Here is a 23,950-nt window from a genome sequence, read left to right on the forward strand (position 1 = left end):
TTAACACTACCGGATCCAACAAACATTCCCCCTCTCGTTCACCGGCAAGCCGCGCGTCCCCGCCGGACGGTCCCGGACCCGATGGCCTAGGACCCCAGCGGCAGAACACTCGCGCCCGAGGCGTCGAGGCGGAGCCGGTTCGCGGCCCACCCGTCGCCCGCCAGCCGTGCGACCTTGTCGGCCGCACCGTCCTCGACCAGCGCCAGGACCGTGGGTCCCGCGCCGGAGATGACCGCGGGGACTCCGTCCGCGCGCAGCCGGTTGACCAGCGCCACGCTCTCGGGCATGGCCGGTGCCCGGTACTCCTGGTGGAGCCGGTCCTCGGTGGCCGGGAGCAGCAGCTCGGGGCGCCTGGTCAGCGCCTCCACGAGCAGGGCCGCCCGTCCGGCGTTGGCCGCCGCGTCCCCGTGCGGGACGGTGCGCGGCAGCAGCCCCCGCGCGGTCTCTGTCAGCACCGGCCTGCCGGGCACGAAGACCACCGGGACGACGGAGTCCGCGGGGTCCATCCTGATGGCGCGCGCCGCTCCCCCCTCCATCCAGGAGAGCGTGAACCCGCCGAGCAGACAGGCCGCGACGTTGTCGGGGTGGCCCTCGATCTCGGTGGCCAGCTCCAGCAGCGCGGCGTCGTCGAGCCGGGCGTCGCCGCCTATGGTCACCGCGCGCGCGGCGACGATCCCGGCGCAGATGGCGGCCGACGAGGAGCCCAGGCCCCGGCCGTGCGGGATGCGGTTGGCGCAGACGACCTCCAGGCCGCGCGGCTGTCCGCCGAGGAGGTCGAAGGCGGTGCGCAGCGACCGTACGAGGAGGTGGCTCTCGTCGCGGGGCAGCGTGTCCGCGCCCTCGCCCGCGATGTCGATGTGCAGGCCGGAGTCGGCGACGCGGACCACCACGTCGTCGTAGAGCCCCAGTGACAGGCCCAGGGAGTCGAAGCCCGGGCCGAGGTTGGCACTGGTGGCGGGGACGCGCACCCGTACGGCGGCGGCGCGGAATGCGGGACCGGCCATCGCTCTGATGACTCTCCTTGTGAGACTGCTGCGGGATTTTCGAAGAGGTACCCAGGAACCCGACGGCCACAGGGGCAACTGCACCGCGGCATATGCGGCGGGGTGGGTTGGGTACAGCCTATCGAAGGAAGGTTCAGTGGCGACATAGGGCGCACAGGAGGCGCACGATGCGTGTCGCGAGCCCCCTGCGCCCCTACGTGCCGAGTTACCCGGAGTTGTACGGTTTCGACTACGCCAGACCGAGGCGCTCGGCCGCGACCGCCGCGTCCACCGGCACCGTGACCGGCTGCGGAGCGCCCGCGACGGCCCAGTCCGGGTCCTTGAGCCCGTTGCCGGTGACCGTGCAGACGATCCTCTGGCCCGGGTCCACCAGCCCCTGCTCGGCGGCCTTCAGCAGCCCCGCGACCGAGGCGGCCGACGCGGGCTCCACGAAGACGCCCTCCTGGGCGGCGAGCAGCCGGTAGGCCCGCAGGATCTCACGGTCCGTCACCTCGTCGATGAGACCGCCCGATTCGTCGCGCGCGGCCTCCGCGAACTGCCAGGACGCGGGGTTGCCGATGCGGATCGCGGTGGCGATCGTCGACGGGTCCTTGACCACCTCACCGCGCACGATCGGCGCCGAACCGGAGGCCTGGAAACCCCACATGCGCGGGGTGCGGCCGGCGGGCCCGTCCGCCGCGTACTCCCGGTACCCGCGCCAGTACGCCGTGATGTTGCCGGCGTTGCCGACCGGCAGGACGTGGATGTCGGGCGCGTCGCCGAGCATGTCCACGATCTCGAACGCGGCCGTCTTCTGGCCCTCGATACGGACCGGGTTGACCGAATTGACCAGCGCCACCGGGTAGTTGTCGGAGAGGCCGCGCGCCAGCGTGAGGCAGTCGTCGAAGTTTCCGTCCACCTGGAGGATCTTCGCCCCGTGGACCAGCGCCTGGCCCATCTTGCCGAGCGCGATCTTGCCCCGCGGCACCAGGACGGCGCAGACCATCCCGGCCCGTACCGCGTAGGCGGCGGCCGAGGCCGAGGTGTTGCCGGTGGAGGCGCAGATGACGGCCCGCGCGCCCTCCTCCTTCGCCCGGGTGATCGCCATCGTCATCCCGCGGTCCTTGAAGGACCCGGTGGGGTTGGCGCCCTCGACCTTGAGGTGGACCTCGCAGCCGGTGCGCTCGGAGAGCACCTGCGCGGGCACGAGCGGGGTGCCGCCCTCGCGGAGGGTGACGACCGGGGTCGTAGCGGAGACCGGGAGCCGGTCCCGGTACTCCTCGATGATTCCGCGCCACTGGTGGGTCATTGCTCGTTACTCCCCTTCCACACGCATGATGCTGGCGACACCGCGCACGGTGTCCAGCTCCCGCAGGACGTCCACGGTCCCGGTGAGGGCCGCGTCGGCCGCGCGGTGGGTGACGACGACCAGGGAGGCCTCGCCGACCCCGTCCTGCCGGCTCTGCTGGCGCACGGTGTCGATGCTGACCCCGTGCTCGGCGAAGACGGTGGCCACCTGGGCGAGCACACCGGGCTTGTCGGCCACGTCGAGGCTGATGTGATAGCGCGTCACCACGTCGCCCATGGGGCTCACGGGCAGCTGGGTGTACGCCGACTCACCGGGCCCGGTGGACTCCGCGAGCTTGTTGCGGCAGACCGCGACCAGGTCGCCCAGGACGGCCGACGCGGTGGGCGCGCCGCCCGCGCCGGGCCCGTAGAACATCAGCTGGCCGGCGGCCTCGGCCTCGACGAAGACGGCGTTGTACGCGCCGCGCACGGAGGCCAGGGGGTGGTCGAGCGGGATCATCGCCGGGTGGACGCGCGCGGTGACGGAGCCGCCGTCGGCGGCGCGCTCGCAGATGGCGAGCAGCTTGATGGTGCAGCCCATCTCCTTCGCGGAGGCGAAGTCGGCGGCGGTCACCTCGGTCATGCCCTCGCGGTAGACGTCGTCGAGGCGGACGCGGGTGTGGAAGGCGATCCCGGCGAGGATGGCGGCCTTGGCGGCGGCGTCGAAGCCCTCCACGTCGGCGGTGGGGTCGGCCTCGGCGTACCCGAGGGCGGTGGCCTCGTCGAGGGCCTCCTGGTATCCGGCGCCCGTGGAGTCCATCTTGTCGAGGATGAAGTTGGTCGTGCCGTTGACGATGCCGAGCACCCGGTTGACCTTGTCCCCGGCAAGGGACTCGCGCAGCGGCCGGATGAGCGGGATGGCCCCGGCGACGGCCGCCTCGTAGTACAGGTCCCGCCCGTGCTCGACGGCGGCGGCGTGCAGCGCGGCCCCGTCCTGCGCGAGCAGCGCCTTGTTGGCGGAGACGACGGAGGCGCCGTGCGCGAAGGCGGTGGTGATGAGGGTGCGGGCGGGCTCGATGCCGCCGATCACCTCGACCACCACGTCGATGTCGCCGCGTTTGACGAGGGCGGTGGCGTCGGTGGTGACGAGGGCGGGGTCGATGCCCTCGCGCACCTTCGACGGCCGGCGTACGGCGACACCGGCGAGCTCCACGGGCGCGCCGATGCGCGCCGTGAGGTCGTCGGCGTGCGTCGTCATGATGCGCGCCACCTCTGAGCCGACCACTCCACAGCCCAGCAGCGCCACCTTCAGCGGACGCGTACGCATCATCCGACCTCGTTTCCCTCTACCCGCGTGAATGCCGACCAGTCTCACTCACCGGACGGGGGTTTCCGCCGTCCGTCCGGATCCTGAGACACATATTCCACTATGTATTCATCGTTCTCTTCATTTGTTCGTCATCCGACGTCGAGCCGCAGGAGATCTTCCTCGGTCTCGCGCCGGACGATGACGCGCGCCTCGCCGTCGCGGACCGCCACCACCGGCGGGCGCAGGGCGTGGTTGTAGTTGCTGGCCATGGAGCGGCAGTACGCCCCGGTGGCCGGCACCGCGATGAGGTCGCCGGGCGCCAGGTCGGCGGGCAGGAAGGCGTCCCGGACGACGATGTCGCCGCTCTCGCAGTGCTTGCCCACGACCCGTACCAGCATCGGCTCCGCGTCCGAGGTGCGCGAGACGAGCGCGACGGAGTACTCCGCGTCGTACAGGGCGGTCCGGATGTTGTCGGACATCCCCCCGTCGACGCTCACGTACGTCCGCAGCCCCTCCAGCGGCTTGATCGTCCCGACCTCGTACAGCGTGAACGCGCTGGGACCGACGATCGCGCGCCCCGGCTCCACGGAGATGCGCGGTGTACGCAGCCCGGCGGCCTCGCACTCGCGGGTGACGATGTCGTGGAGGGCCTTGGCGATCTCGTGGGGCTCGCTGGGGTCGTCGTCGGAGGTGTACGCGATGCCGAGGCCGCCGCCGAGGTCGATCTCGGGCAGCTCGACACCGTGCTCGTCCCGCACCTCGGCGAGGAGCTGGACGACCCGCCGGGCGGAGACCTCGAACCCGGCCATGTCGAAGATCTGCGACCCGATGTGCGAGTGGATCCCGATGAGTTCGAGCCCGTCGAGCTTCAGCGCCCGCCGGACGGCCTCGGCGGCCTGCCCCCCGGCGAGGGCGATGCCGAACTTCTGGTCCTCGTGGGCGGTGGCGATGAACTCGTGGGTGTGCGCCTCGACGCCGACGGTCACCCGGATCTGGACGCGCTGGCGCCTGCCGAGGCTCTGGGCGATGTGGGCGACGCGGACGATCTCCTGGAAGGAGTCGAGCACGATGCGCCCGACCCCGACGTCGACGGCCCGCCGGATCTCCTCCTCCGACTTGTTGTTGCCGTGGAAGGCGATGCGCTCGGCGGGCATGCCGGCCGACAGGGCGGTGGCGAGCTCGATGCCGGAGCAGACGTCGAGGTTGAGCCCCTCCTCGTGCAGCCAGCGCACGACGGCGCGCGAGAGGAAGGCCTTCCCCGCGTAGAACACGTCGGCGTCCTTGCCGAAGGCGTCGGCCCAGGCGCGGCAGCGGGCGCGGAAGTCGCTCTCGTCGAGGAAGTACGCGGGCGTGCCGAACTCCTCGGCGAGCGCGGCGACATCGAGCCCGCCGACGTGGACGACCCCGTCGTCGTCGCGCCCGACGGTCCGCGACCAGACCTTGGGGTCGAGGGAGTTGAGGTCGGCGGGCGGCGCGGAGTAATGCCCCTCGGGCAGGACGTCGGCGTGCCGGGGCCCGGCGGGATGTGCGGAACGGCTCATGCGGTCACTCTCACAACTCTCACGACTCGTACGGCTCTCGGGACTCGCACGAGTTCACAGGAATTCAGGGGCGTCGATACCGAACAGGGACAGGCCACCGGCGAGCACCACCCCGGCGGCTTCGGCGAGCGCGAGCCGGGCACGGTGGGCGGCCGAGGGTTTCTCGTCCCCGAGCGGCAGCACGAGGTGCTGGAAGTCGAGCAGGGCGTCGGCGACCGCTTCGAGCTGCCGGGCGACCCGGTCGGGCGCCCGGAGCTCGGCGGCACGCAGGAGGGCGGCGGGGTGGTCGGCGAGGAGGGGGAGGAGGGGGGTGGGGGTGGTGTCGTTCTGGTGCGGGCGGAGGGCGCCGGGGGTGCTCGCGGGAGGGCGTCCGGCGGTGTCGCGCGGGAGGCCCAGGTCGCCCGGGGCGCTGGTGAAGCCGAGGGCGTGGGCGTTGCGGGTGAGGGCGCGGGCGCGGGTGTGGGCGTACCGCACGCGGAAGTACGGATTGCTCTCGCGCTGGGCGAGGAGCTCGGCGGCGGGGGCGGGCCGGTCGTGGGCGGCGGCGCGCAGATGGGCCCAACGGGCGGCGTCCGGCCCGACCAGCTCGGCCAGGGGGGCGGCGGTACGGGGATCGGGCAGCACAGGCACCCGCTCGTTCCCGTACGGCCCGATCTCGGCGGCGGCTCCCTGCGAGCGCAGCAGCGCGACGACGGCGGAGGTGACGGCGAGGGCGCGGGGCTCGTCGACGGGCGCGAAGGAGAGGTGCTGCCCGGCGAGGGCGTCGCCGTACCCGTAGCGCGGCCCGAGGACGAGGACCTGGCGGACCAGCTCGGCTCGATCTGTTGACGTCTCCAGGGTGAAGTTGAGGAACCCGGGCCCGGTGATGTCGACGCGCGCGAGCCCGGGCGCCCCGGCGAGCCGCCCGCGCAGGGCCTCGGCGACGGTACGGGGGGCGAGCCCGGAGGCGGCGGCGAGCTTGAGGGCGACGGCACTGGCGTAGTCCCCGCCACCCCCGGGCCGGGGCCGCTCGACCTTGACATCCCGGGGCACCTCCACAGCGAGCACACCCTCATCGACGACGCTGCGCACGGCGCGCACGACGGTACGGGAGAGCTCTGCGGGGGTCACGGGACCAGCGTATGGGAGAGGGGGGGTGGGGCGGGTAATCGGTTTCGGGATGTGGGCGGGGGGGGGTGGCCGGCCGGGGGCCGGGTGTGCGGGGGCGGGGGGTGCCGGGGGCGTGCGGGGGGGGGCGGGGTGCTCGGGGCCAGGAGCGCTCGGGAGGCCCGGGGCGGAGGGGGCGGCGCGGGGCCAGGGGCTGATCGGGAGGAGGCCGGCCGGGGCCTCCGGGGTCGGAAAGCGACGGGGGCCGGGGCACTCGGACCGTCAGAGCTCCCGATCTGCGGGGTCATCCACAGGAGATGCAGGACGACGCTCTCATCCGCGGGAGGTGCCGGCGGCCCGGCCGGCGCGTCCGGGTTGCCTGTTGCCGTCGGCGGACGGCGGGGCCTCCCGGTGCATCAGCTGCCGTACGACCTTGACCAGCTCGGCGGGCTCGAAGGGCTTGGCCAGGAACGCGTCCACACCGGACGCGAGCCCGGTCTCGACCTCGTACTGCGTGCAGGCGCTGATGATGGCGAGCGGCAGATGGCGCGTACGGGGATCCGCCCGCAGCCGGGTGGCGGTACGCAGCCCGTCGAGCCGGGGCATCACGACGTCCAGGGTGATCACATCAGGACAGACCCGATGGACCACTTCCAGACACTCGGCACCATCAGCCGCGGTCACGACCTCGAAGCCCTCCAGCTCGAGGTTGACCCTGATCAGCTGCCGGATGACCTTGTTGTCGTCGACAACAAGCACCCGGCCGGACGCGCCTGGCACCCTTCGAGGTTAGGTCCGCGACCACCGCCGCGTCCGGGTTTTCCCCACTTCCGCCCCCTGCGGGGGACCCAGCCCCCGCCCACCACGGGAAATACCTGTTCACAGCCACCCCACGGGAGCTGGTAGGGTTCTACCCGTCGCCGCCAAGCGCGGCGGACGCCCCCGTAGCTCAGGGGATAGAGCAACGGCCTCCGGAGCCGTGTGCGCAGGTTCGAATCCTGCCGGGGGCACTTCGCTTCAACCAGCACGATGATGCGGTTGACCAGCGCAGATGCCAAGCATGAAGAGCGGGAACCAGTCTCACTGGGTCCCGCTCTTTGTCGTTGCTGCGCGCTGATCGCGATAGACCTGCGATAGATCACGGTTCGCCCCACGCGCGTTCGACTCTTCAGGCAGCATCGGGCAGATGACTACTGAGGACGGGGAAGTACGCCACATCACCACCGTGACACGACGGCGAATCTCGCAAGCGGCGATGCGGAGAGCCATGCGTCTCGCAGGGGGGCGGTGCGCCTTCCCTGGATGCCCCTCCCCCAGGACGCTGGACAACGGGCTTCCCCTACTGGAGATCGCTCAGATCTCGTCGTACGCGCCAGGCGCCCCCAGGTACGTGGATGGGGGCCACCCCAGCGCCGAAAAGTTGGGCGACAACATCATTGTCCTGTGCCCTACACATCACGTCCTCGTGGACAGGAATCCTGATTCATACCCCGTTGACGTGCTCTTGCGCATGCGTGAAGCCCACTTCGAGCGCGTCGCCAATGGATTCGAAGAATCAGGAGCAGCCGTTAATCGGCTGGCTGAAGCCTTGGCGGTGTGGGAGAGCGAACGCAGTAACTCCAGCGAGGAGTTCTGGCATCGCTTCTTTGCTGAGCGGCCGGAAGTACTGGCAATCCCCTTGGAAGGGAAGGCGTACAGCCTCCTGAGCAAATGCTACGTCGGCGGAAAGAATGTGACCAACTCTGGAGGAAACATTCTCGACTTCTTGGCCCAGAACACAGGGAACTGCGCTCTCCTGGAGATCAAGACGCCATCGGCCAATCTCCTGATGCCTTCCCCGTACCGTACGAATGTATTTGCACCGTCGCGCGAGCTGTCAGGTTCATGCGTGCAGGTTCTGACCTACAGGGAGAGCCTTACACGCGAACTCATGACATTCGCCTTCTCCGCACCTGACCTTCGCGCCATCAGCCCTCCTTGCACAGTACTCATCGGCGATTTGGAAAGCGAGGGGATGTCCGAAAGCGGACGACATTCCTTCGAGATATTCCGGTCCTCCCTCAAGGACGTTCGCGTTCTAACGTACGACGAGCTGTTTCAGGGAATCCGCATGCTCCTAAGCGCTCTGTCATGACTCGGGGGTGCGCAGCCCTACCCCCGAGCCAAAACAAGCAGCTAGATCACGGCCAGTCGAGTTCCTTTTCGATCTTCTTGTTTATGGCCTCCTCCTGGCCGTAGATGCACCCCTCGTAGACGCGGTGGATCACCTCGGGCGAGTTGCCGACCCGACGGGCGACCTCGGCCACGGGCACGCCGGCGTTCAGCCACGTCGTGATGCAGGTGTGCCGCAGGTCGTACGGTCGCCCCCCGAGGATGGACGCCTGCAGGTCCGGCGAGAGCGCGTACTCCCGAGCGTCCCGCCACACGCGCCAATAGGTACTGCTACCCACGAGACCGCCCCGCTCGTTCGTGAAGAGCCGCCCATCCTTGGCCGTGCCGAATTCCTTCACGTGGGCGCGGAGCATGGCCACGAGCGGCGGGGGGATCGGGACCGGCCGGTCTTCCTTGGCCTCCCTCGACTTCAGGCCGCGCTTGTCGTGGCGCTCTCCGCTGTCTGTCCACTGCTTGCCCGACACGGGGTGCGTGTCGTGAAGTGTCAGAACGCCCCACCCCTTCTCCGGGAGGAAGCAATCAGTCTTGCTGAGGCCCACTGCCTCACTCGGGCGGAGCCCCGCGAAGTATATGACCGCATAGAAGCCCACCAGGCGCCGACCCTTCTTGCGGTCCCATGTCCCGACGTACGAGACCGAGGCGAGGAGTTGAGCAGCCTGCGTCTTGTTCACGAGAACGCGGGGGTCCACACGGTCCGATGAAGCACTCTTCACCCTCTTGATAGCCGTGAGTGGATTCTCCGTCAGAAGCTTGCGCTCGATGGCGTATTCAACTGCGGTGTTGAGCGCGCGCCGACGGCGACGGGAGGTCTCCCCCGCCGCGGGGGTTCCATCCAGTTTGAAGGAGATCCGATACTGAACATCGCGAAGAATCTTCGGGTCTTCCAGTGAGGAGACGAGAAGCGATTTCTTGGAGATCCACCAGTAGGCGTCTTCAAGTTCCTCCGGCGGGTCAAGTTCGGCGTTCTTGGGAATGACCGCCCATCGGAAGGCGAGACGTAGCTCTTCCGGTGACGGCATTTTCTGTTCCTGCTCTACCAGAGCCAGCGTCACGGCGGCGAGCCCATCGGCGATGCCCTCACGGGTCTTGGCCGCGGCGGTCGGCCAGCGCATCGCCATGTACTCGCGGCAGAATGCGAACCAGGGCAGTTCCTCGCGGGCTTGCTCCGCACTGGCCTCGGCCCGTACCTCGGATTCAGGCAGACCGTCCGTGATGCGGAATGCCTCGCCACGGCGCATTGCCTGCCATAGTTCAGATCTGCGGCTCTCTGCCAGCGCCACCGTGGCGAAGGTTGCGCTACTGACCTTTCCTCCGACTTTCCAACGGAGTTGGTATGGACGGGTCTTGCTCTGCGCCTTGGACACCTTCCACAGACGAATGTCGAGAGAAAACCCGTCCGGGGCCGAGCGGTTGTTCTGCTCGGCCCCGTTGGCGGTGTCTTTCGTCACGCGCTCTCCTCCAGCGTCTGGAGCCACCGACTCAGTTCGGACCGCCGGATTCGCACCGCGCCGTTCGGGAGTTTGATGGACTTCGGGCCCTTCTTGTATTGCCGCCAGCGGTAGAACGTCGCTCGCGGTACGCCTATCTCTTCGATTACTTCGGGGATGGTCAGCATCTCGTCGCGGGGCTTGGCCACGACTCCTCCTTAGGCGAGAGGGCAAGGGAAGGTGGTGGGACCAGCCGAGAGCCGCCACAGAAACCACGAAATACACGGAAACCCTGGATTGGTGGGCTGACCTGCGGCGATGCCGCGCTGTGGGGGCTGCCACAGAAATCGCGGAAAGCTCCACAGAAATAGGCGGCCGGACCGGTGCGGCCGGTGCTCGCTTATTTCTGTGGCTTCTCGGTTCGTTTCTGTGGCAGCGCACCGCGAGCCCCTGACAGGGCTGTCTTTGCTGGTCAGGGGCTCGGCGGGAGTATTTCTGTGATTCTGTGGTTTCTGTGGCGGGGGTCAGGCAGTCGGGTCGGGCAGGCGGGGGTGGACCAGGTAGCGGGGCGAGGGCGGCCGGCCGCGTCCTCCGGTGCGCTGGACGGCTTGGGCGCGCACGTATCCGTGGTCTTCCAACAGGGCCAACACGGGGTCCAAGTCGTTCGCCGTGCGGAACTCGGAGCGGGAGAGCTTGACCATCAGGTCCCGCTTGCTGACCTCCCGCCACCCATGGGCTTGTACTCGGGCGGACTGTCCGTCTCCCGCCACACGAAGTCCTCGAACGACTTCCGCCAGTCGGAGTTGAGGAAGAAGCCCACCTGCTGAGCCCTCCGGTCGGTCATGACTGGCCCGACCGGCATCTGCCGACGTACCAGTTGATCGAAGACCTCAAGACCGACCCGCTGGGGAACCGCCACGACGTCGAAGAGACGCCCGGTGGGCAGCAGGTAGGGGAGCCGCGGGTCCTCCCGCCACACCGCCCGGCATACGGTCGGCTCCTCCGCCGCAGCCGATAGCCACTCGACGCCCCTCTTGGTCATCCTCTGCACGTCATCTCACCCCAAGTCGCTCTCACCCGGCGCCAGTCAACCGGCCTGGAGCCAGGCTCTCGCCGATGCCCCTGAGCTGGGCAGATGACGAGTAGTGATGGGGGATGACGCCCGGCTGACGGATCCGTCATCCCCCGTCACCCCGCTCGCCCGATTCACCGAACTACGGTCTGCCCCTCACATGGGCGCTTTCGAGTCCGTACATTCAGACTCGCGGGAAGCTCAGGCACCTTCGCGGCGCTATGGAGGGGGCGACGACCACGGACCCGACACAGTCAGTCGGCAGCCACTTACGCGCAGCCCGGACGAATCGTGGTTGGAGCCAACCGCGGCTGGTCCGTGAGCTGCGTACGCTCGCCGCGCATCGTGGACATCAACTCCCGGCAGATGCCAGCGTGAAGAGACGGATTGCCAGTTGGGAGAACGGCCACAGCGTCCCCGATGAGTTCTACGGCCCGTTGATCTGCGCGGCACTCGGGGTCAGCGCGGCCGAGCTCGGTCTCCACCACGTCGGGAGCCAGGACTCCGGTCTGCTCGATGCCTCGTACCCGGCAAGCCCCGAAGCCGCCTTCGACAACGTCGATCGGTTGTGGCGTGCGGACCTCAATGGGTACGAACCGCTCCTCGCCGCCGAACCCTCGGAGCCTGCTTGGAACGAGGCTTCCCTCCGGTGGCTCGTGGCGCCGGAACCAGCCTTCCCCAGCGACCAAGACGAAAGACGCGTCCGCGTCGGACTGGCCGACGTGGCTACGATCAAGGCGACCAGCGACATGTTCGCCCAGCTCGACGACCGCTTTGGCGGTGATCACGCGCGGCACGCCGTGGTCCAGTACCTGAGTCGGGACGTGGCTCCACTCCTCACCGGGCAGTACACAGAGGCGGTCGGGCGCGCTCTCTTCTCCGCCGTCGCCGAGGCCACACTCCTCGCCGGCTGGATGTCCTATGACGCCTGCCACCACGGACTCGCGCAGCGGTACTTCCTCCAGGCCCTCCGACTCGCCCAGGACGCCAACGACCGACGCCTATCTGGAAGCATCCTGTCTGCCATGAGCCATCAGGCGACATTCCTCGGCCGGTACACGCAGGCCGCCACACTCGCACGCGCCGCGCTCATGGGCATCTCCGCCGTGGCAACGCCGACGCTCCGGGCCCAGTTCCACGCTATGGAGGCCCGCGCCCTCGCTCGTACGGGCGACTGCAAGGCCACCGAGCGCGCCCTGGTGGCCGCCACGAACGCGCTCGACAGCAAGAACAGCGACGACGAGCCCGAGTGGATCTCGTACTTCGACACGACCGAGCTCGCGGCCGAGGCCGCGCACTGCTTCCGTGACGTGAACAGCGCCCGGCAGGCCGTCGCCAACGCCGAGAACGCGATGAGCGGAAACCACGTACGGAGCGACTTCTTCGCGACCATGGTCCTGGCCGACGCGCATCTACGGGTTGGAGAACCGGAGGAAGCCTGCCGGGTGGCCCTGGACGCGCTGGATCTCGGAGAACAACTGAAGTCCGCTCGCTGCGTGAGCTACCTGGCGGAGTTCCGCGGCCATCTTTCCCGTACGGGGAACTCCACCGCCATCGTCCGGGACTTCGAGGACCAGGCCGCCGAGCACCGCCTGTGGATCGCAATCGCGAGCCCGACCACTGGTTGACGTCAGCCGTCACCCGTCAGAAGGGCTTCCACTCCTTCCGCCCCTCCCCGGTCCTCAGCGACTGCACCCGGCGGGCAAACTCCCCGGCGGACCGGGCACTCGTCGCCACCTGCTGCCCCATCCAGGCGACCATCATCAGCTCGCGCACGTCCGCGAGCACGGAGTACCCAGGCCAGTTCATCAAGTCGAAGCCGTAGCGGTAGACGAACTCCCGGTACTCCTCGCGCGTGTGCCAGCCGTACCGCTCGTAGTACATAGCGGTGAGCACGAGATCCCACTCACGCGGTGCCAGAGCGAAGCCGTCCAGGTCGATGAGGACGGCCGAGCCGTCCCGGTGCCGCAGCACGTTGCCGACGTTCGCGTCCCCGTGAATCATCCCGAAGGGGAGCACGAAGTCGATCCGGTCGTACTCCTTCTGCAAGCGCCCGGCCCGCTCTGCCAAGAACTCCCGGTCCTCACCGGATACGCCACTAACCACACCCAGCCGCCGCAGCGAGCCCGACAGCTTCGCAAACGGATCGAAGTATGGCAGCCTCAGCGTCTCCGGTTCCTCCAGCCAGTGCAGCCGCCGCAGCAGGTCGGCCAGCTCGCCGACCGTCCCGTACTCCACGCGATCCTGCGCGCTCTCCCAGAACGTCACCACACGGCCGGCGACAACGAGCGGCTGCTCGACGCCGCCCCATACCCGGTTCGCCGGGAAGCGTTCCGCCTCCAGCCACCGAGCCAGCCCTACGACCCGCTCCGTCTCCCCCAGTGCATCCGAATCCCTGGCTATTCGCACGACCACAGGCACAGCCGCCAGTCGGTACACCGCGTTCGACCCCAGCCGCACCAACTCAGCACCCGTTGGCTCCAAGTCGACTCGCTGACACGCCTCTTGAAGAGCGGCATCCGCCGCCTCCGCCGTGAACTCCGCCGCGCCGCCCTCAGTGCTGCCGTCGCCCGAGATCATGCACTCGACGATACGGGCGTACGGACCAACGCACATCGGGCCTCCGTTATAGGGACATGAGGATGCGCTCCTGGCAGTATCCCCACGTGATGCAGAAGAAGCTCGACGCCCTCTCGCAGATGATGGATGAGTACAGAGCCATGCCGTTCCCGAACGGGTTCCGTGGCCTGGACGTTGAGGGCCAGGACATGGTCATGCTCGACGCGGACACCGCCGGCTACGCGTCCCGCGTCCTCAACGGCCCCCTCCCTGAAGCGTCCCGAGGCGGCTTGATCAGGTTGGTGGAGGTGTTCGGGAAGGTACTTCCGGCAATCAACGACGAGTACGCGAGCAAGTACTACACGCGTGCCCGCGACGTGGCCGCGCTGGCCGCCGAGGTCGAAGCCGTACGCGAAAGGTAAGGACGGGCGGTGGTCAAGCCGTTCCATGCTTGCTGACTGGCTAATCAGAGCGGCAACGGTTGCAGAAGATCGTGCACCGGGGCAGCACGAGTTCGGCACCCGCTAACCGACCCTCAACCCACCTCTGGCCATTCCTCTGGAGGCCGGGCCCGGGGCCGGGGCCCAGGCTGAGGCTGCTGCTCTGGATCGTCCCGGTCCGCCTGCCTGGCGTTCTCCCCTCGCAGGGCTGTCAGCCACGGCCACAGATCCGGTAGGGGTCTCGCCGGGCAGGCCAGACGGTGTTCTATGCGGCACCGCTGGAACGGATCCGGTGGGCAAACCCCGTAGACGGCCACCCGTCCATCGGACAGCTCGATCCACCGATGCCCCGCCGGCACCGTGTGGGCCAGTGGAGTCATGTCCGGCTCCAACAGCACCCAGTCGTACTCCAGCGTGGCCACCTGGTCTTGCGGTAAGCCGCAGTAGGGGCAGCGTGGTTGTTCGCCGCCCAGCCGACGCGGTGTCTTCTCCAAAGCCCCCATAGGGTGAGGGTCGGCACTTCGGCGACCGGTGCGTAGAGCGCGAACCGGCCGGGACGCCTGGGGCCGGTGCGCGCCGGGGAAAGAGGGGGCGACGCGGTAGGTGAAACCAGTAACCAGCGGTAGAGGAAGCATGGCCGAGATGCCACATGATCCCGGGGCGACGAGGAGAACCCGTGGCGTCCCCCCTCGCTCCGCGAAGCGCCTCCCCGCCGCCCCCGTACTCCTCATCGCCGCCACCCTCCTGCTCGCCGCCTGCTCATCCCCGCAGGCCGGCCGCCGCAATGCAGGTGACCCCGGGTGGGAGAAAGGTGCCGGTGCCCCCGAGGCCGCTGCCTTCATGAAGGTGCGTGTTCCTGTGGGGGCGGGTGAGGTGCGCGGTGCCGTGCGCGTTCAGCCTCGGGAGCGTGTGTATCTGCTCTCCTTCGTCACAGACGCCACGGCCGCGCAATCGCTCGTCGACGATCTGCGCCCCGACCACCCCCTGCGGGCTGTCCACACCAACTCGTCACTCAGCGGCGACGGATTCCACCACCTGGGGCTCGAACCACCCCAGGAAGTCGAGGGCGTACGGACCACCAGCGCCTGTCCCCCGTGCGTCGGCGATACGCGGCGCAGCACCGTCCAGGCCATCGAGATCCACGTGGCCGGGCAGTCGGGTGACCGCGTACGCGTCTACCTCACGGCGTACTGAGCCGCCCCGCTGCCTAGCGGAGCCCGCCGCCGTCGGCGTACCGGCCGCCCAGCCGCGACCGCGGTGCCCCCAGCCGCGCGACGCGGCAAAGCCCCTTCGCGGCAACGCCCCCTCCCGGCAGCACCCCCCTCACCCCTCCCCCGACCAGAACTCCGACCGCTCGTTCGGCCGGACCTGCTCCCCCTTCGGGCCCCCCGGCTTCCCCGGTGTTCCCGCCGGGTACGTCATCTCCGAGTCCTCCGCGCACGCGAAACTCGCGCTCAGGAACACGTTCCCCACGCTCCCGACCTGGAGCGACACGCTGAAGCCGTCCGCCCGGGTCGCCCGTACCCATGGCATCGACTCGTCGTTGCGGACGCTCGTCACCTTGAAGCCCGCCGACTCCCAGTGGCGCTGGACCACGCCCAGGAGGCTGCCTCGGCGGTGGGGGGAGACGATCGTCAGGATGTTGCGGCTGCGGGTGACCGTCGTCCTGCCCGTCGGCTCGTTGAGGTCCGTGCTGCACGCCTCCTGCATGGGGGTTCCGTACGTCCACTTCACCGGCGGCCGGATCGCCGCCAGTGTGGCGTCCAGGATCTTCTCCGAGCCCTCGCCCGCCTGTTGCATGTTCATCTTCGGTGCCTTCTGGGTCTGTCGTACCTGCTGGTCGCTCCGGCCACTGCTGCCCGTTCCACAACCGGTCAGTGCCGCCGCGAGCAGCAGCGCGCACGCCACCCGGCGTCCCCGGACCCTCATCGCGGCCTCGTCCCCGTGATCCGGTCGCCGTGGCCGGTGACCACGCTGGCGATGTTGGGGAGGGAGTCGCCGCCCGCGTCGGGGTCGAAGTAGATCGAGTGTGCGGGGAGGTTGCCCGTCGCCAGGCCGGGCAGGCCCGTGTCCTTGCCCGGGGCCACGGCGAAGTGGTGGCCGCCGAAGTGGTCGTCCGCCGGGTCCGTGCCGAACCAGTTCTTCTTCGGGCCGTACTCGCTGCCGGGTGCCACGTACTCCAGGAGGTTGGGCGACGGCAGGTACGTGACCTGGTCGTTCTCCGCGGCGCCTATGTAGACGTGGTCCGCCCCCACCCCCAGGTCGGACGCCTTGTTCACGCCCACGCCGGGGCTGCCGACCAGGACCACGTCGTCCGCGGGGATGCCGCCGGGCTGCTGGGTCGCCTGGCCCACGGTGAGCGAGCCGTACGAGTGGCCTATGGCCGTGACGTGCGGGGAGCCGGACTCGTGGGTGGCCCTGATGCCGCTCAGGAACTTGTCGTACGCCGGCGCCCCGGCCTTCGCGTCGTCCTCGCTCATCACGTCCGTCGCCGACCACTTGAAGCCGTCCAGCTGCGGGCAGTCGTAGCCGAGCCAGACCACCGAGGCGGTCGTGGTGTCGGGGTACATCTTGTTCGCCATGGTCGCCACGTTCCGGGCCCGGTCCACGTCCGAGGACGCGAAGTGGCCGCTGAGCTTGGTGTTGAGGCCGGGCACGTACGCGGAGACGTTCTTCGACGTGTCCGGGTTGCCGAAGGAGACGATGGCGCGGCCCTTGCCCTCCGCGCCGATGCCCAGCAGGTACGGGCGCGGCTCGCCCTCCGCCGCCAGCTGCTTCTGGATGCCCTTGAGCCCCTCGATCTTGTCCTTGAGGGCCTTCGCCTTGTCGCCGTCGGCTCCCTCGTACTCCGACTGGAGGCTGTCGAGCAGCATCGGCAGATACGTCCGGTTGGCGCGGTCGCGGTCGGTGGCCGGTATGCCGTCGCGGTTGCCGATCTGCTGCGGGTAGTCCTGGATCAGCTCGGCCTGGAGGCTCGGGGAGAGCTGGGCCCACCAGGCCTGTACGGCGGCCGGGGAGCCGTTCTTGTCGGGCATGCCCAGCTCGTGCAGCAGCTCGCTGTTGATGCCCCCCGCCGTCGCCATCTCCGCGATGTTGGTGCTCCAGTCGCCCCTGCCGCAGCGGTTGGCCGCCTCGGTGAAGAGCCTGATCGCCTTCGCGTACTCCGTGTCGGCCTTCGCCGCCGCCGCGAGCGCGTCGCCGATCCGGTCGGCGAAGCCCTGGGCGCGGGTGGTCCGGTCGCGCTGCATCATCGCCACGTCGCCGGGCGTCATCCCGCTGGTGTCGACGCTCGGAGCGGTGACCTTGCCGTCGTCCGCGACGTGGTATCCGGCGCCGGTCGCGTCCTCCAGGGCGTGCGCCAGCTTGCCCTGCTGGGCGGCGAGCACCTCGCCGCAGGCCCGCAACACCGTTCCCACGGCGTCCAGTTCCTGCTTGGCGACCAGGAGGTCGCGCTGCATCCGGGCGAGCCGGTCGGCGGCGGACTCGGCGGCGATCCCGCCCCAGTTGCCCTGCTGGAGGGGCCGGTGCAGGTACTTGCCGCAGTCGGTGGTGTGCGTGCCGAACGTCTCCGCCAGTTTGTCCCAGGCGTCGCCCGCGTCGGTCAGCAGGAGCGGCTTGGCATCGCGCAGTTGCGAGACCCGCATCGGTCAGTGTCCTCCGTCGGACGCCGGCGGAAGGGTCACTCCCGGGGCTTGGGGGGTGTAGGGGATGTGGGGGGCGTTCGGCGCGTACGGGGCGTTCGGTGCATACGGGGCGTTCGGTGCGTACGGGGGGTGCACTCCCGGGGCCGAGACGCCCGGCGCATACGGGGTCTGGGGGCCGAAGCCGAGGAACGACTGCCCGCGCGCGTGGTCCTCGCGGACGAAGCTCGTACTGGACGAGCCGACCGCGTCGGCCGCGCCCTCCACCATGCCCGCCAGCGCGCGCAGCGTCTTGGCCCACGCCTCCAGGCACTCGTCGATGGCCTTCGCGGTCTCGAAACCGGCCAGGCCCGCCACCGCCGTGTCGGTCGGCTTGTACAGGGTCTTGACTTCGTCCGGGATGTCCTTGGCCACCTTGCGGGCCGAGTCACCGGCCTTCTGGACTTCGCCCGGCGTGATCCAGAAGCCCCGTGTGGGACCACCGATCGGTGTGGACATGCCCTTCGCCCCTCCCGCTTGCTGATCTTCTTTCCGGCAGGGTACTGGGCCATTTCAGGCCAGCAATGAGTACGGGTACTCAGTCCGCACGGGCCGGTGCCGCGCTAGCCGTCCGACGGCGGGCCTCCGATGTCCTCCGACCACAACCCGGGCTCCGCCGCGATGAACTCCCCCAGCAGCGCCCAGCATTCGGCGTCGTCCAGCACCATGACCTCCACCCCGTGCCCGGCGAGCCACTCCTGTCCGCCGCCGAAGGTCCGCGTCTCGCCGATCACCACACGGGGGATGCCGAACTGGCGGATCAGGCCACTGCAGTACCAGCAGGGGGCGAGGGTGGTCACCATGGTCGTACCGGCGTACGTGGTCCGGCGCCCGGCCGCCCGGAAGGCGGCCGTCTCGGCGTGCGTGGACGGGTCGTCGTCCTGGACGCGGCGGTTGCGGCCGCGCCCGATGAGGGTGCCGGACGCGTCGTAGAGCGCCGCGCCGATGGGGATGCCGCCCTCGGCCCGTCCGGCGCGTGCCTCTTCGAGGGCGGCGGGGAGCAGGGCGCGTGCCGCTTCCAGGTCCATGGGGCCAGTGTGGGACACGGCGTCGGCCCCAGCCCGGTGCCACGACGGGCGGCGGGGGCCGGGGCCGGGGGCGCCCGGGGGCTCAGGTGTTGGGGCGCTTTCCGTGGTTGGCGCCCTTCTTCTTCCGCGCGCGCCGCTTGTTGCCTCGCTTGGACATGGACCGCATCTCCCTTGCCGGTACGAAAAGGGGCATATTGTCCACGTCAGTCTATGAGCCGCCCCCTCCGCCCGCATCGCGGCCGTCCTCGGCCCGGGCGGCGGCACCGGCCGGCGGTCCCGGCCGACGGTCCCGGGGGCGGTCCCGGGGGCGGTCCTCGCCCGGAGGTCCCCGTTCCCGGAGGTCCCCGTTCCCGGAGGCTCCTCCCGCGCCCCGCGCCCCGCGCCCCGCGCCCCGCGCCCCGCGCCCCGCGTCTGCGTCACCTCCCCGCGAGCTCCCGCAGCGCGATGTTCAGCTTCAGCACGTTGACCCGGGGCTCGCCGATGAAGCCCAGGAGGCGGCCCTCCGTGTGGTCGGCGACCAGGTGCTCCACCTTCGCCACCGGCAGCCCGTTGCGCTGCGCCACCCGGTGGACCTGGAGCCGCGCGTACGCCGGGGAGATGTCGGGGTCCAGGCCCGAGCCGGAGGAGGTGACCGCGTCGGCGGGGACGTCCGCGGGGTCCACCTGGTACGTGTCCGTGGAGTTGTCCCCGACCACCGCGGCCTTGGCTGCCTCGACCCGCCGGACCAGCTCCTCGTTGTCGCCGGAGAGGTTGCTCGCGCCGGACACCAGCAGCCGGTAGCGGGTGTTGAGGGTGTTGGTGCCCAGGCCTCCGGAGGGGCGCGGCTGGAACCAGCGCGGGTCCGGGCGGGGCGCCTCCCCGGAGTCGGACGGGTCCTTCGCGGGGAGGTCGTACCGCTGGCCGATCAGCTCCGAACCGACCACCTTCCCGCGCGACGTGACCTCCGAGCCGTTCGCCCGGCCGGGGAAGGCCAGTTGGGCGACGCCGGTCACGGCGAGCGGGTAGACCACCCCGCACACCAGGGTCAGCACGAGCAGGGCCCGCAGGGCGGCGCCGGCCTGCCGGGCCGCGGCGGATACCGAGTTGTTCATGACGATCAGCCGATTCCGGGGATGAGGGAGACGAGGAGGTCGATGAGCTTGATGCCGACGAAGGGGGCGACCAGGCCGCCCAGGCCGTAGATCCCCAGGTTGCGGCGGAGCAGCCGGTCGGCCCCGGCGGGCCGGTACCGCACGCCCCTCAGCGCGAGCGGGACCAGCGCGACGATGACCAGGGCGTTGAAGACGACCGCGGAGAGGATCGCGGACTGGGGGCTGTGCAGGCCCATGATGTTGAGTTCGTCCAGGCCCGGGTGGACGGCCGCGAACATCGCCGGGATGATCGCGAAGTACTTCGCCACGTCGTTGGCGACGGAGAACGTGGTGAGCGCGCCCCGGGTGATCAGGAGCTGTTTGCCGATCCCGACGATCTCGATCAGCTTGGTCGGGTCGGAGTCGAGGTCGACCATGTTGCCGGCCTCCTTGGCGGCCGACGTGCCGGTGTTCATCGCGACGCCCACGTCCGCCTGGGCGAGCGCGGGGGCGTCGTTGGTGCCGTCGCCCGTCATCGCGACCAGCTTGCCGCCGGCCTGCTCGCGCTTGATCAGCGCCATCTTGTCCTCGGGGGTGGCCTCGGCGAGGAAGTCGTCGACGCCCGCCTCCTCGGCGATGGCCCGGGCGGTCAGCGGGTTGTCACCGGTGATCATGACGGTCCTGATGCCCATCCGGCGCAGTTCGTCGAACCGCTCCCGCATGCCCTCCTTGACCACGTCCTTGAGGTGGATGACACCCAGGACGCGGGCGCCTTCCGCGTCTTCCACGGCCACCAGCAGCGGCGTGCCGCCGGCCTGGGAAATTTCGTCGGTGAGCTGCTGGGCGTCCTCGGCCACACGTCCGCCCCGCTCCCTCACCCACGCGGCGACCGAACCGGCCGCTCCCTTGCGGACCTTGCGCCCTTCCACGTCCACGCCCGACATCCGGGTCTGGGCGGTGAAGGCGATCCACTCCGCGTCCGTCAGCTCGCCCCGGTGGCGCTCGCGCAGCCCGTACCGGTCCTTGGCCAGGACCACGATCGAGCGGCCCTCGGGCGTTTCGTCGGCCAGCGAGGAGAGCTGCGCGGCCTCGGCGACCTCGGCCTCGGTCGTGCCCTCGACCGGGACGAACTCGGACGCCCGGCGGTTGCCCAGGGTGATGGTGCCGGTCTTGTCCAGGAGCAGCGTCGACACGTCCCCGGCCGCCTCGACGGCCCGGCCGGACATGGCCAGGACGTTGCGCTGGACCAGGCGGTCCATGCCGGCGATGCCGATGGCGGAGAGCAGGGCGCCGATCGTCGTCGGGATGAGGCAGACCAGCAGGGCCGCAAGCACGACCATCGGCTGCTCGGCGCCCGCGTACGTGGCGAACGGCTGGAGGGTGACCACCGCCAGCAGGAACACGATGGTCAGCGAGGCGAGCAGGATGTTCAGGGCGATCTCGTTGGGCGTCTTCTGCCGGGCCGCGCCCTCGACCAGGCCGATCATCCGGTCGATGAAGGTCTCGCCCGGCTTGGTGGTGATCTTGATGACGATCCGGTCGGAGAGCACCTTCGTACCGCCGGTGACAGCCGAGCGGTCGCCGCCGGACTCGCGGATCACCGGCGCGGACTCGCCGGTGATCGCGGACTCGTCCACCGAGGCGACGCCCTCGACCACGTCGCCGTCGCCCGGGACGACATCGCCCGCCTCGCAGACGACCAGGTCGCCGACGCGCAGTCCGGTGCCGGGCACCCGCTCCTCCGCGGTGCCGGTCAGACGGCGGGCGACGGTGTCCGTCCTGGCGCGGCGCAGGGTGTCGGCCTGCGCCTTGCCCCGGCCCTCGGCGACCGCCTCCGCCAGGTTGGCGAAGACCGCGGTCAGCCAGAGCCAGCCGGTGATCGCCCAGCCGAACCAGTCGCCGGGGTCCCTGAGCGCGAGGACCGTCGTCAGTACGGAACCGATCTCGACGACGAACATCACCGGGGACGCGGCCATCACCCGGGGGTCGAGCTTCCTGAGCGCCTCGGGGAACGCGGCGACCAGCTGCCTGGGGTCGAACAGGCCGCCTCCGGCCCCGGCCCGGTCCGGGTGGCCGGCGGGGTGGGCGTCGTGCGGGGTGCGGGCGGGGCTCGCGGGATCCGTGGCGGGGGCAGGGGCGGTGGGCATGGAGCCGGGCTCCTCGGGCTTCAGATGCGTGGTCATGCCGCCAGCCCCTCGGCCAGCGGCCCCAGCGCGAGGGCGGGGAAGTAGGTCAGACCGGTGACGATCAGGATCGTGCCGACCAGCAGACCGGTGAACAGGGGTTTGCCGGTGCGCAGGGTGCCCGCGGTCTCCGGGACGGGCCGCTGCCCGGCGAGCGAGCCGGCGAGTGCCAGGACGAACACCATCGGCAGGAACCGGCCGAGCAGCATCACCAGGCCGAGGGAGGTGTTGAACCAGGGGGTGTCGGCGCTCAGGCCCGCGAAGGCCGAGCCGTTGTTGTTGGCGCCGGAGGTGTACGCGTAGAGCACCTCGGAGAAGCCGTGCGCCCCGTGGTTGGTCATCGCGTCGCGGGTCGAGGGCAGGGACATCGCGACCGCGGTGGACACCAGGACCAGCGCCGGGGTGATGAGGAGGTAGCAGGCGGCGTACTTGATCTCGCGGGTGCCGATCTTCTTGCCCAGGTACTCCGGGGTGCGCCCCACCATCAGGCCCGCGAGGAACACCGCGATGACCGCCATGACCAGCATTCCGTAGAGACCGGAGCCGGTGCCGCCGGGCGCGATCTCGCCGAGCTGCATGCCCAGCAGGGTGATGCCGCCGCCGAAGCCGGTGAGCGAGGAGTGGAAGCCGTCCACGGCGCCGGTGGAGGTGAGGGTGGTGGCGACCGCGAAGACGGAGGTGCCGCCGACGCCGAAGCGGGTCTCCTTGCCCTCCATCGCTCCGCCCGCCAGGTCGAACGCCGGTCCGTGGTGGGCGGATTCGGTCCACAGCATCAGGGCGGTGAAGCCCGCCCAGACGGTGACCATGGCCGCCAGGATCGCGTAGCCCTGCCGGACGCTTCCGACCATCCGGCCGAAGGTCCGGGTGAGCGCGAACGGGATCAGCAGGATGAGGTAGACCTCGAACAGGTTGGAGAAGCCGCCGGGGTTCTCGAAGGGGTGGGCGGAGTTGGCGTTGAAGTAGCCGCCGCCGTTCGTGCCCAGCTCCTTGATCGCCTCCTGGGAGGCGACCGCGCCACCGTTCCACTGCTGCGGGCCGCCCGTGAACTGGCCGACCTCGTGGATCCCGGCGAAGTTCTGGAGGGCGCCGCAGGCGACCAGGACGAGCGCGCCGGCCACCGAGACCGGCAGCAGGACGCGTACGGTGCCGCGGACCAGGTCGGTCCAGAAGTTGCCGAGCTCACCGGTGCGCGAGGAGGCGAAGCCGCGGACGAGAGCGACCGCGACGGCCATGCCCACCGAGGCCGAGACGAAGTTCTGCACGGCAAGGCCGCCGGTCTGCACGACGTGGCCCATGGCCTGCTCGCCCGCGTACGACTGCCAGTTGGTGTTCGACACGAACGACGCCGCCGTGTTGAACGCCTGGTCGGCCGGGATCGACGCGAAGCCGAGCGAGCCGGGCAGGTGCCCCTGGAGGCGCTGGAGCAGATAGAGGAAGAGGACGCCCGCGGCGGAGAAGGCGAGCACGCCCCGCAGATAGGCGGGCCAGCGCATCCGGGCGGACGGATCCGCGCCGATGGCCCGGTAGATCCACTTCTCGACCCGCAGATGCCGGTCGCCGCAGTAGACCCGGGCCAGGTGGTCGCCCAGCGGCCGGTACGAGAGCGCCAGGGCCGCGGCGAGCGCGGCGAACTGGAGCACGCCGGAAAGGACGGAAGACATCGCGGGGCTCAGAACCTCTCCGGGTACACAAGGGCGAGGACGAGATAGCCCAGCAGGGCGGCGGCCACGACAAGACCGACGACGTTCTCGGTGGTCACAGCTTCGCCACCCCCTTGGCTATGAGCGCCACCAGGGCGAACACCGCGATCGTGGCGGCGACGAAGGCCAGGTCGGCCATCGTGAACTCCAGGACTCGAAGAGGCTCGTGGACGAGCGGGACGGGTGCGGACTCCCTGAGCAAACCCGCCCGCGACGCCCGCGCCGCTTTCGTTGACGGTCCCCTGACGGCCGGCGGCGTCTCCTTGACGCCCTTCATACGCGGACCTGCCCGCGCGGCGGGGGTACGGGCGCGGTACGCGGCTCCGGCGGGACCCGGCCAGGTCCGCGGGCGTGCCGGGTGGGGCGCTTCGTCACACTTCGGGGCCCTGCTTCGTCAATTCCATGACAGTCGG

General features: G+C 70.1%; 26 protein-coding genes and 1 tRNA gene. 5 read left to right on the forward strand and 22 right to left on the reverse strand.

Translation table 11 applies throughout. From position 1 onward, the window contains the following. Positions 1-86: 86 nt before the first annotated feature. The 6 genes from thrB to AC069K_RS05915 all read right to left on the reverse strand — a co-directional run bounded on the left by thrB (position 87) and on the right by AC069K_RS05915 (position 6,986). Positions 87-1,004, reverse strand: a complete 918-nt coding sequence (gene thrB / locus AC069K_RS05890; protein WP_365102397.1) for a homoserine kinase — start codon at positions 1,002-1,004, stop codon at positions 87-89. Between the two features lie 229 nt (positions 1,005-1,233). After that, entirely contained in the window at positions 1,234-2,292 is a 1,059-nt protein-coding gene (gene thrC, locus AC069K_RS05895) for a threonine synthase (RefSeq protein WP_365102400.1), read from the reverse strand. Between the two features lie 6 nt (positions 2,293-2,298). Further along, positions 2,299-3,600, reverse strand: a complete 1,302-nt coding sequence (locus tag AC069K_RS05900) for a homoserine dehydrogenase (RefSeq protein WP_358835851.1) — start codon at positions 3,598-3,600, stop codon at positions 2,299-2,301. A 128-nt stretch (positions 3,601-3,728) separates the two neighbouring features. Continuing rightward, positions 3,729-5,120, reverse strand: a complete 1,392-nt coding sequence (lysA, locus tag AC069K_RS05905; protein ID WP_478612435.1) for a diaminopimelate decarboxylase — start codon at positions 5,118-5,120, stop codon at positions 3,729-3,731. A gap of 54 nt (positions 5,121-5,174) precedes the next feature. Then, the gene (gene nrtL / locus AC069K_RS05910; RefSeq protein WP_478612438.1) at positions 5,175-6,230 is read right to left on the reverse strand and encodes an ArgS-related anticodon-binding protein NrtL; all 1,056 of its coding nucleotides are present in this window, start codon (positions 6,228-6,230) and stop codon (positions 5,175-5,177) included. Positions 6,231-6,539: 309 nt separating this feature from the next. Then, positions 6,540-6,986, reverse strand: coding sequence for a response regulator (locus AC069K_RS05915; RefSeq protein ID WP_358833860.1), 447 nt, complete (start codon positions 6,984-6,986; stop codon positions 6,540-6,542). A 158-nt stretch (positions 6,987-7,144) separates the two neighbouring features. Between AC069K_RS05915 and AC069K_RS05920 the strand changes: the two genes are divergently transcribed. Then, positions 7,145-7,216: transfer RNA gene (locus AC069K_RS05920), tRNA-Arg, on the forward strand. 176 nt (positions 7,217-7,392) lie between these two features. Next, entirely contained in the window at positions 7,393-8,340 is a 948-nt protein-coding gene (locus AC069K_RS05925; RefSeq protein WP_478612441.1) for a Shedu anti-phage system protein SduA domain-containing protein, read from the forward strand. 46 nt (positions 8,341-8,386) lie between these two features. On the opposite strand, the gene AC069K_RS05930 is transcribed toward AC069K_RS05925, so the two are convergent. From AC069K_RS05930 to AC069K_RS05945, 4 genes are all read right to left on the reverse strand, one after another. Then, positions 8,387-9,826: a tyrosine-type recombinase/integrase gene (locus AC069K_RS05930; protein ID WP_478612444.1), complete on the reverse strand. Its 1,440-nt coding sequence runs from the start codon at positions 9,824-9,826 to the stop codon at positions 8,387-8,389. Continuing rightward, on the reverse strand, positions 9,823-10,014 hold the full coding sequence (locus AC069K_RS05935) for a helix-turn-helix transcriptional regulator (protein WP_101400676.1): 192 nt from the start codon (positions 10,012-10,014) through the stop codon (positions 9,823-9,825). Before AC069K_RS05935 ends, AC069K_RS05930 begins: the two co-directional genes overlap by 4 nt. A 315-nt stretch (positions 10,015-10,329) precedes the next feature. Next, on the reverse strand, positions 10,330-10,506 hold the full coding sequence (locus AC069K_RS05940) for a hypothetical protein (RefSeq protein ID WP_478612449.1): 177 nt from the start codon (positions 10,504-10,506) through the stop codon (positions 10,330-10,332). Then, positions 10,506-10,847 carry a bifunctional DNA primase/polymerase gene (locus tag AC069K_RS05945; RefSeq protein ID WP_478613303.1) on the reverse strand — a complete coding sequence of 114 codons (342 nt, stop codon included), beginning with the start codon at positions 10,845-10,847 and terminating at the stop codon, positions 10,506-10,508. Before AC069K_RS05945 ends, AC069K_RS05940 begins: the two co-directional genes overlap by 1 nt. A gap of 404 nt (positions 10,848-11,251) precedes the next feature. Between AC069K_RS05945 and AC069K_RS05950 the strand changes: the two genes are divergently transcribed. Then, a complete protein-coding gene (locus tag AC069K_RS05950; RefSeq protein WP_478612452.1) occupies positions 11,252-12,505 on the forward strand; it encodes a hypothetical protein in 1,254 nt (417 codons plus the stop codon). A gap of 16 nt (positions 12,506-12,521) precedes the next feature. On the opposite strand, the gene AC069K_RS05955 is transcribed toward AC069K_RS05950, so the two are convergent. Next, on the reverse strand, positions 12,522-13,457 hold the full coding sequence (locus AC069K_RS05955) for a phosphotransferase family protein (protein ID WP_478612455.1): 936 nt from the start codon (positions 13,455-13,457) through the stop codon (positions 12,522-12,524). An 89-nt stretch (positions 13,458-13,546) separates the two neighbouring features. On the opposite strand from AC069K_RS05955, the gene AC069K_RS05960 reads away from it, so the two are divergent. Next, entirely contained in the window at positions 13,547-13,858 is a 312-nt protein-coding gene (locus tag AC069K_RS05960) for a hypothetical protein (RefSeq protein WP_478612458.1), read from the forward strand. A 113-nt stretch (positions 13,859-13,971) separates the two neighbouring features. Here the strand turns inward: AC069K_RS05960 and AC069K_RS05965 are convergent, their stop codons facing one another. Next, on the reverse strand, positions 13,972-14,718 hold the full coding sequence (locus AC069K_RS05965) for a DUF6083 domain-containing protein (RefSeq protein ID WP_478612461.1): 747 nt from the start codon (positions 14,716-14,718) through the stop codon (positions 13,972-13,974). A 43-nt stretch (positions 14,719-14,761) separates the two neighbouring features. Here AC069K_RS05965 and AC069K_RS05970 point away from each other — a divergent pair, with 43 nt between their 5' ends. Next, positions 14,762-15,070, forward strand: a complete 309-nt coding sequence (locus AC069K_RS05970) for a hypothetical protein (RefSeq protein ID WP_478612464.1) — start codon at positions 14,762-14,764, stop codon at positions 15,068-15,070. Between the two features lie 129 nt (positions 15,071-15,199). On the opposite strand, the gene AC069K_RS05975 is transcribed toward AC069K_RS05970, so the two are convergent. The 10 genes from AC069K_RS05975 to AC069K_RS06020 form a co-directional block, all read right to left on the reverse strand. After that, positions 15,200-15,805 (reverse strand): hypothetical protein, encoded by a 606-nt coding sequence (locus tag AC069K_RS05975; protein ID WP_478612466.1) that lies wholly within the window; start codon positions 15,803-15,805, stop codon positions 15,200-15,202. Beyond that, positions 15,802-17,520 (reverse strand): alpha/beta hydrolase, encoded by a 1,719-nt coding sequence (locus AC069K_RS05980; RefSeq protein ID WP_478612469.1) that lies wholly within the window; start codon positions 17,518-17,520, stop codon positions 15,802-15,804. Before AC069K_RS05980 ends, AC069K_RS05975 begins: the two co-directional genes overlap by 4 nt. Positions 17,521-17,523: 3 nt before the next feature. Further along, positions 17,524-18,015 (reverse strand): hypothetical protein, encoded by a 492-nt coding sequence (locus tag AC069K_RS05985; protein ID WP_478612472.1) that lies wholly within the window; start codon positions 18,013-18,015, stop codon positions 17,524-17,526. Between the two features lie 104 nt (positions 18,016-18,119). After that, positions 18,120-18,584 (reverse strand): nucleoside deaminase, encoded by a 465-nt coding sequence (locus tag AC069K_RS05990; protein WP_478612475.1) that lies wholly within the window; start codon positions 18,582-18,584, stop codon positions 18,120-18,122. Positions 18,585-18,666: 82 nt separating this feature from the next. Beyond that, positions 18,667-18,741, reverse strand: coding sequence for a 50S ribosomal protein bL37 (locus AC069K_RS05995; RefSeq protein ID WP_372460710.1), 75 nt, complete (start codon positions 18,739-18,741; stop codon positions 18,667-18,669). Between the two features lie 259 nt (positions 18,742-19,000). Continuing rightward, positions 19,001-19,675, reverse strand: a complete 675-nt coding sequence (locus AC069K_RS06000; RefSeq protein ID WP_478612478.1) for a potassium-transporting ATPase subunit C — start codon at positions 19,673-19,675, stop codon at positions 19,001-19,003. A 5-nt stretch (positions 19,676-19,680) separates the two neighbouring features. Further along, a complete protein-coding gene (gene kdpB, locus AC069K_RS06005; protein ID WP_478612481.1) occupies positions 19,681-21,837 on the reverse strand; it encodes a potassium-transporting ATPase subunit KdpB in 2,157 nt (718 codons plus the stop codon). After that, a complete protein-coding gene (kdpA, locus tag AC069K_RS06010) occupies positions 21,834-23,498 on the reverse strand; it encodes a potassium-transporting ATPase subunit KdpA (protein ID WP_478612484.1) in 1,665 nt (554 codons plus the stop codon). The genes kdpB and kdpA overlap by 4 nt, the downstream gene beginning before the upstream one ends. Positions 23,499-23,506: 8 nt before the next feature. Beyond that, positions 23,507-23,596 carry a K(+)-transporting ATPase subunit F gene (gene kdpF, locus AC069K_RS06015; protein ID WP_365102456.1) on the reverse strand — a complete coding sequence of 30 codons (90 nt, stop codon included), beginning with the start codon at positions 23,594-23,596 and terminating at the stop codon, positions 23,507-23,509. Then, positions 23,593-23,739 (reverse strand): hypothetical protein, encoded by a 147-nt coding sequence (locus AC069K_RS06020; RefSeq protein WP_365102459.1) that lies wholly within the window; start codon positions 23,737-23,739, stop codon positions 23,593-23,595. The genes kdpF and AC069K_RS06020 overlap by 4 nt, the downstream gene beginning before the upstream one ends. Positions 23,740-23,950 lie beyond the last annotated feature (211 nt).

This window comes from Streptomyces sp. NPDC043908 (assembly GCF_056435525.1).

Excerpts from the sequence above, each read along its gene's own strand:
- thrB (WP_365102397.1), bottom strand. The coding sequence starts at position 1,004 with ATGGCCGGTCCCGCATTCCGCGCCGCCGCCGTACGGGTGCGCGTCCCC.
- thrC (WP_365102400.1), bottom strand. The coding sequence starts at position 2,292 with ATGACCCACCAGTGGCGCGGAATCATCGAGGAGTACCGGGACCGGCTC.
- AC069K_RS05900 (WP_358835851.1), bottom strand. The coding sequence starts at position 3,600 with ATGATGCGTACGCGTCCGCTGAAGGTGGCGCTGCTGGGCTGTGGAGTG.
- lysA (WP_478612435.1), bottom strand. The coding sequence starts at position 5,120 with ATGAGCCGTTCCGCACATCCCGCCGGGCCCCGGCACGCCGACGTCCTG.
- AC069K_RS05925 (WP_478612441.1), top strand. The coding sequence starts at position 7,393 with ATGACTACTGAGGACGGGGAAGTACGCCACATCACCACCGTGACACGA.
- AC069K_RS05940 (WP_478612449.1), bottom strand. The coding sequence starts at position 10,506 with ATGGTCAAGCTCTCCCGCTCCGAGTTCCGCACGGCGAACGACTTGGAC.
- AC069K_RS05945 (WP_478613303.1), bottom strand. The coding sequence starts at position 10,847 with ATGACCAAGAGGGGCGTCGAGTGGCTATCGGCTGCGGCGGAGGAGCCG.
- AC069K_RS05955 (WP_478612455.1), bottom strand. The coding sequence starts at position 13,457 with ATGATCTCGGGCGACGGCAGCACTGAGGGCGGCGCGGCGGAGTTCACG.
- AC069K_RS05960 (WP_478612458.1), top strand. The coding sequence starts at position 13,547 with ATGCAGAAGAAGCTCGACGCCCTCTCGCAGATGATGGATGAGTACAGA.
- AC069K_RS05965 (WP_478612461.1), bottom strand. The coding sequence starts at position 14,718 with ATGAAGGCAGCGGCCTCGGGGGCACCGGCACCTTTCTCCCACCCGGGG.
- AC069K_RS05975 (WP_478612466.1), bottom strand. The coding sequence starts at position 15,805 with ATGAGGGTCCGGGGACGCCGGGTGGCGTGCGCGCTGCTGCTCGCGGCG.
- AC069K_RS05980 (WP_478612469.1), bottom strand. The coding sequence starts at position 17,520 with ATGCGGGTCTCGCAACTGCGCGATGCCAAGCCGCTCCTGCTGACCGAC.
- AC069K_RS05985 (WP_478612472.1), bottom strand. The coding sequence starts at position 18,015 with ATGTCCACACCGATCGGTGGTCCCACACGGGGCTTCTGGATCACGCCG.
- AC069K_RS05990 (WP_478612475.1), bottom strand. The coding sequence starts at position 18,584 with ATGGACCTGGAAGCGGCACGCGCCCTGCTCCCCGCCGCCCTCGAAGAG.
- AC069K_RS06000 (WP_478612478.1), bottom strand. The coding sequence starts at position 19,675 with ATGAACAACTCGGTATCCGCCGCGGCCCGGCAGGCCGGCGCCGCCCTG.
- kdpB (WP_478612481.1), bottom strand. The coding sequence starts at position 21,837 with ATGACCACGCATCTGAAGCCCGAGGAGCCCGGCTCCATGCCCACCGCC.
- kdpA (WP_478612484.1), bottom strand. The coding sequence starts at position 23,498 with ATGTCTTCCGTCCTTTCCGGCGTGCTCCAGTTCGCCGCGCTCGCCGCG.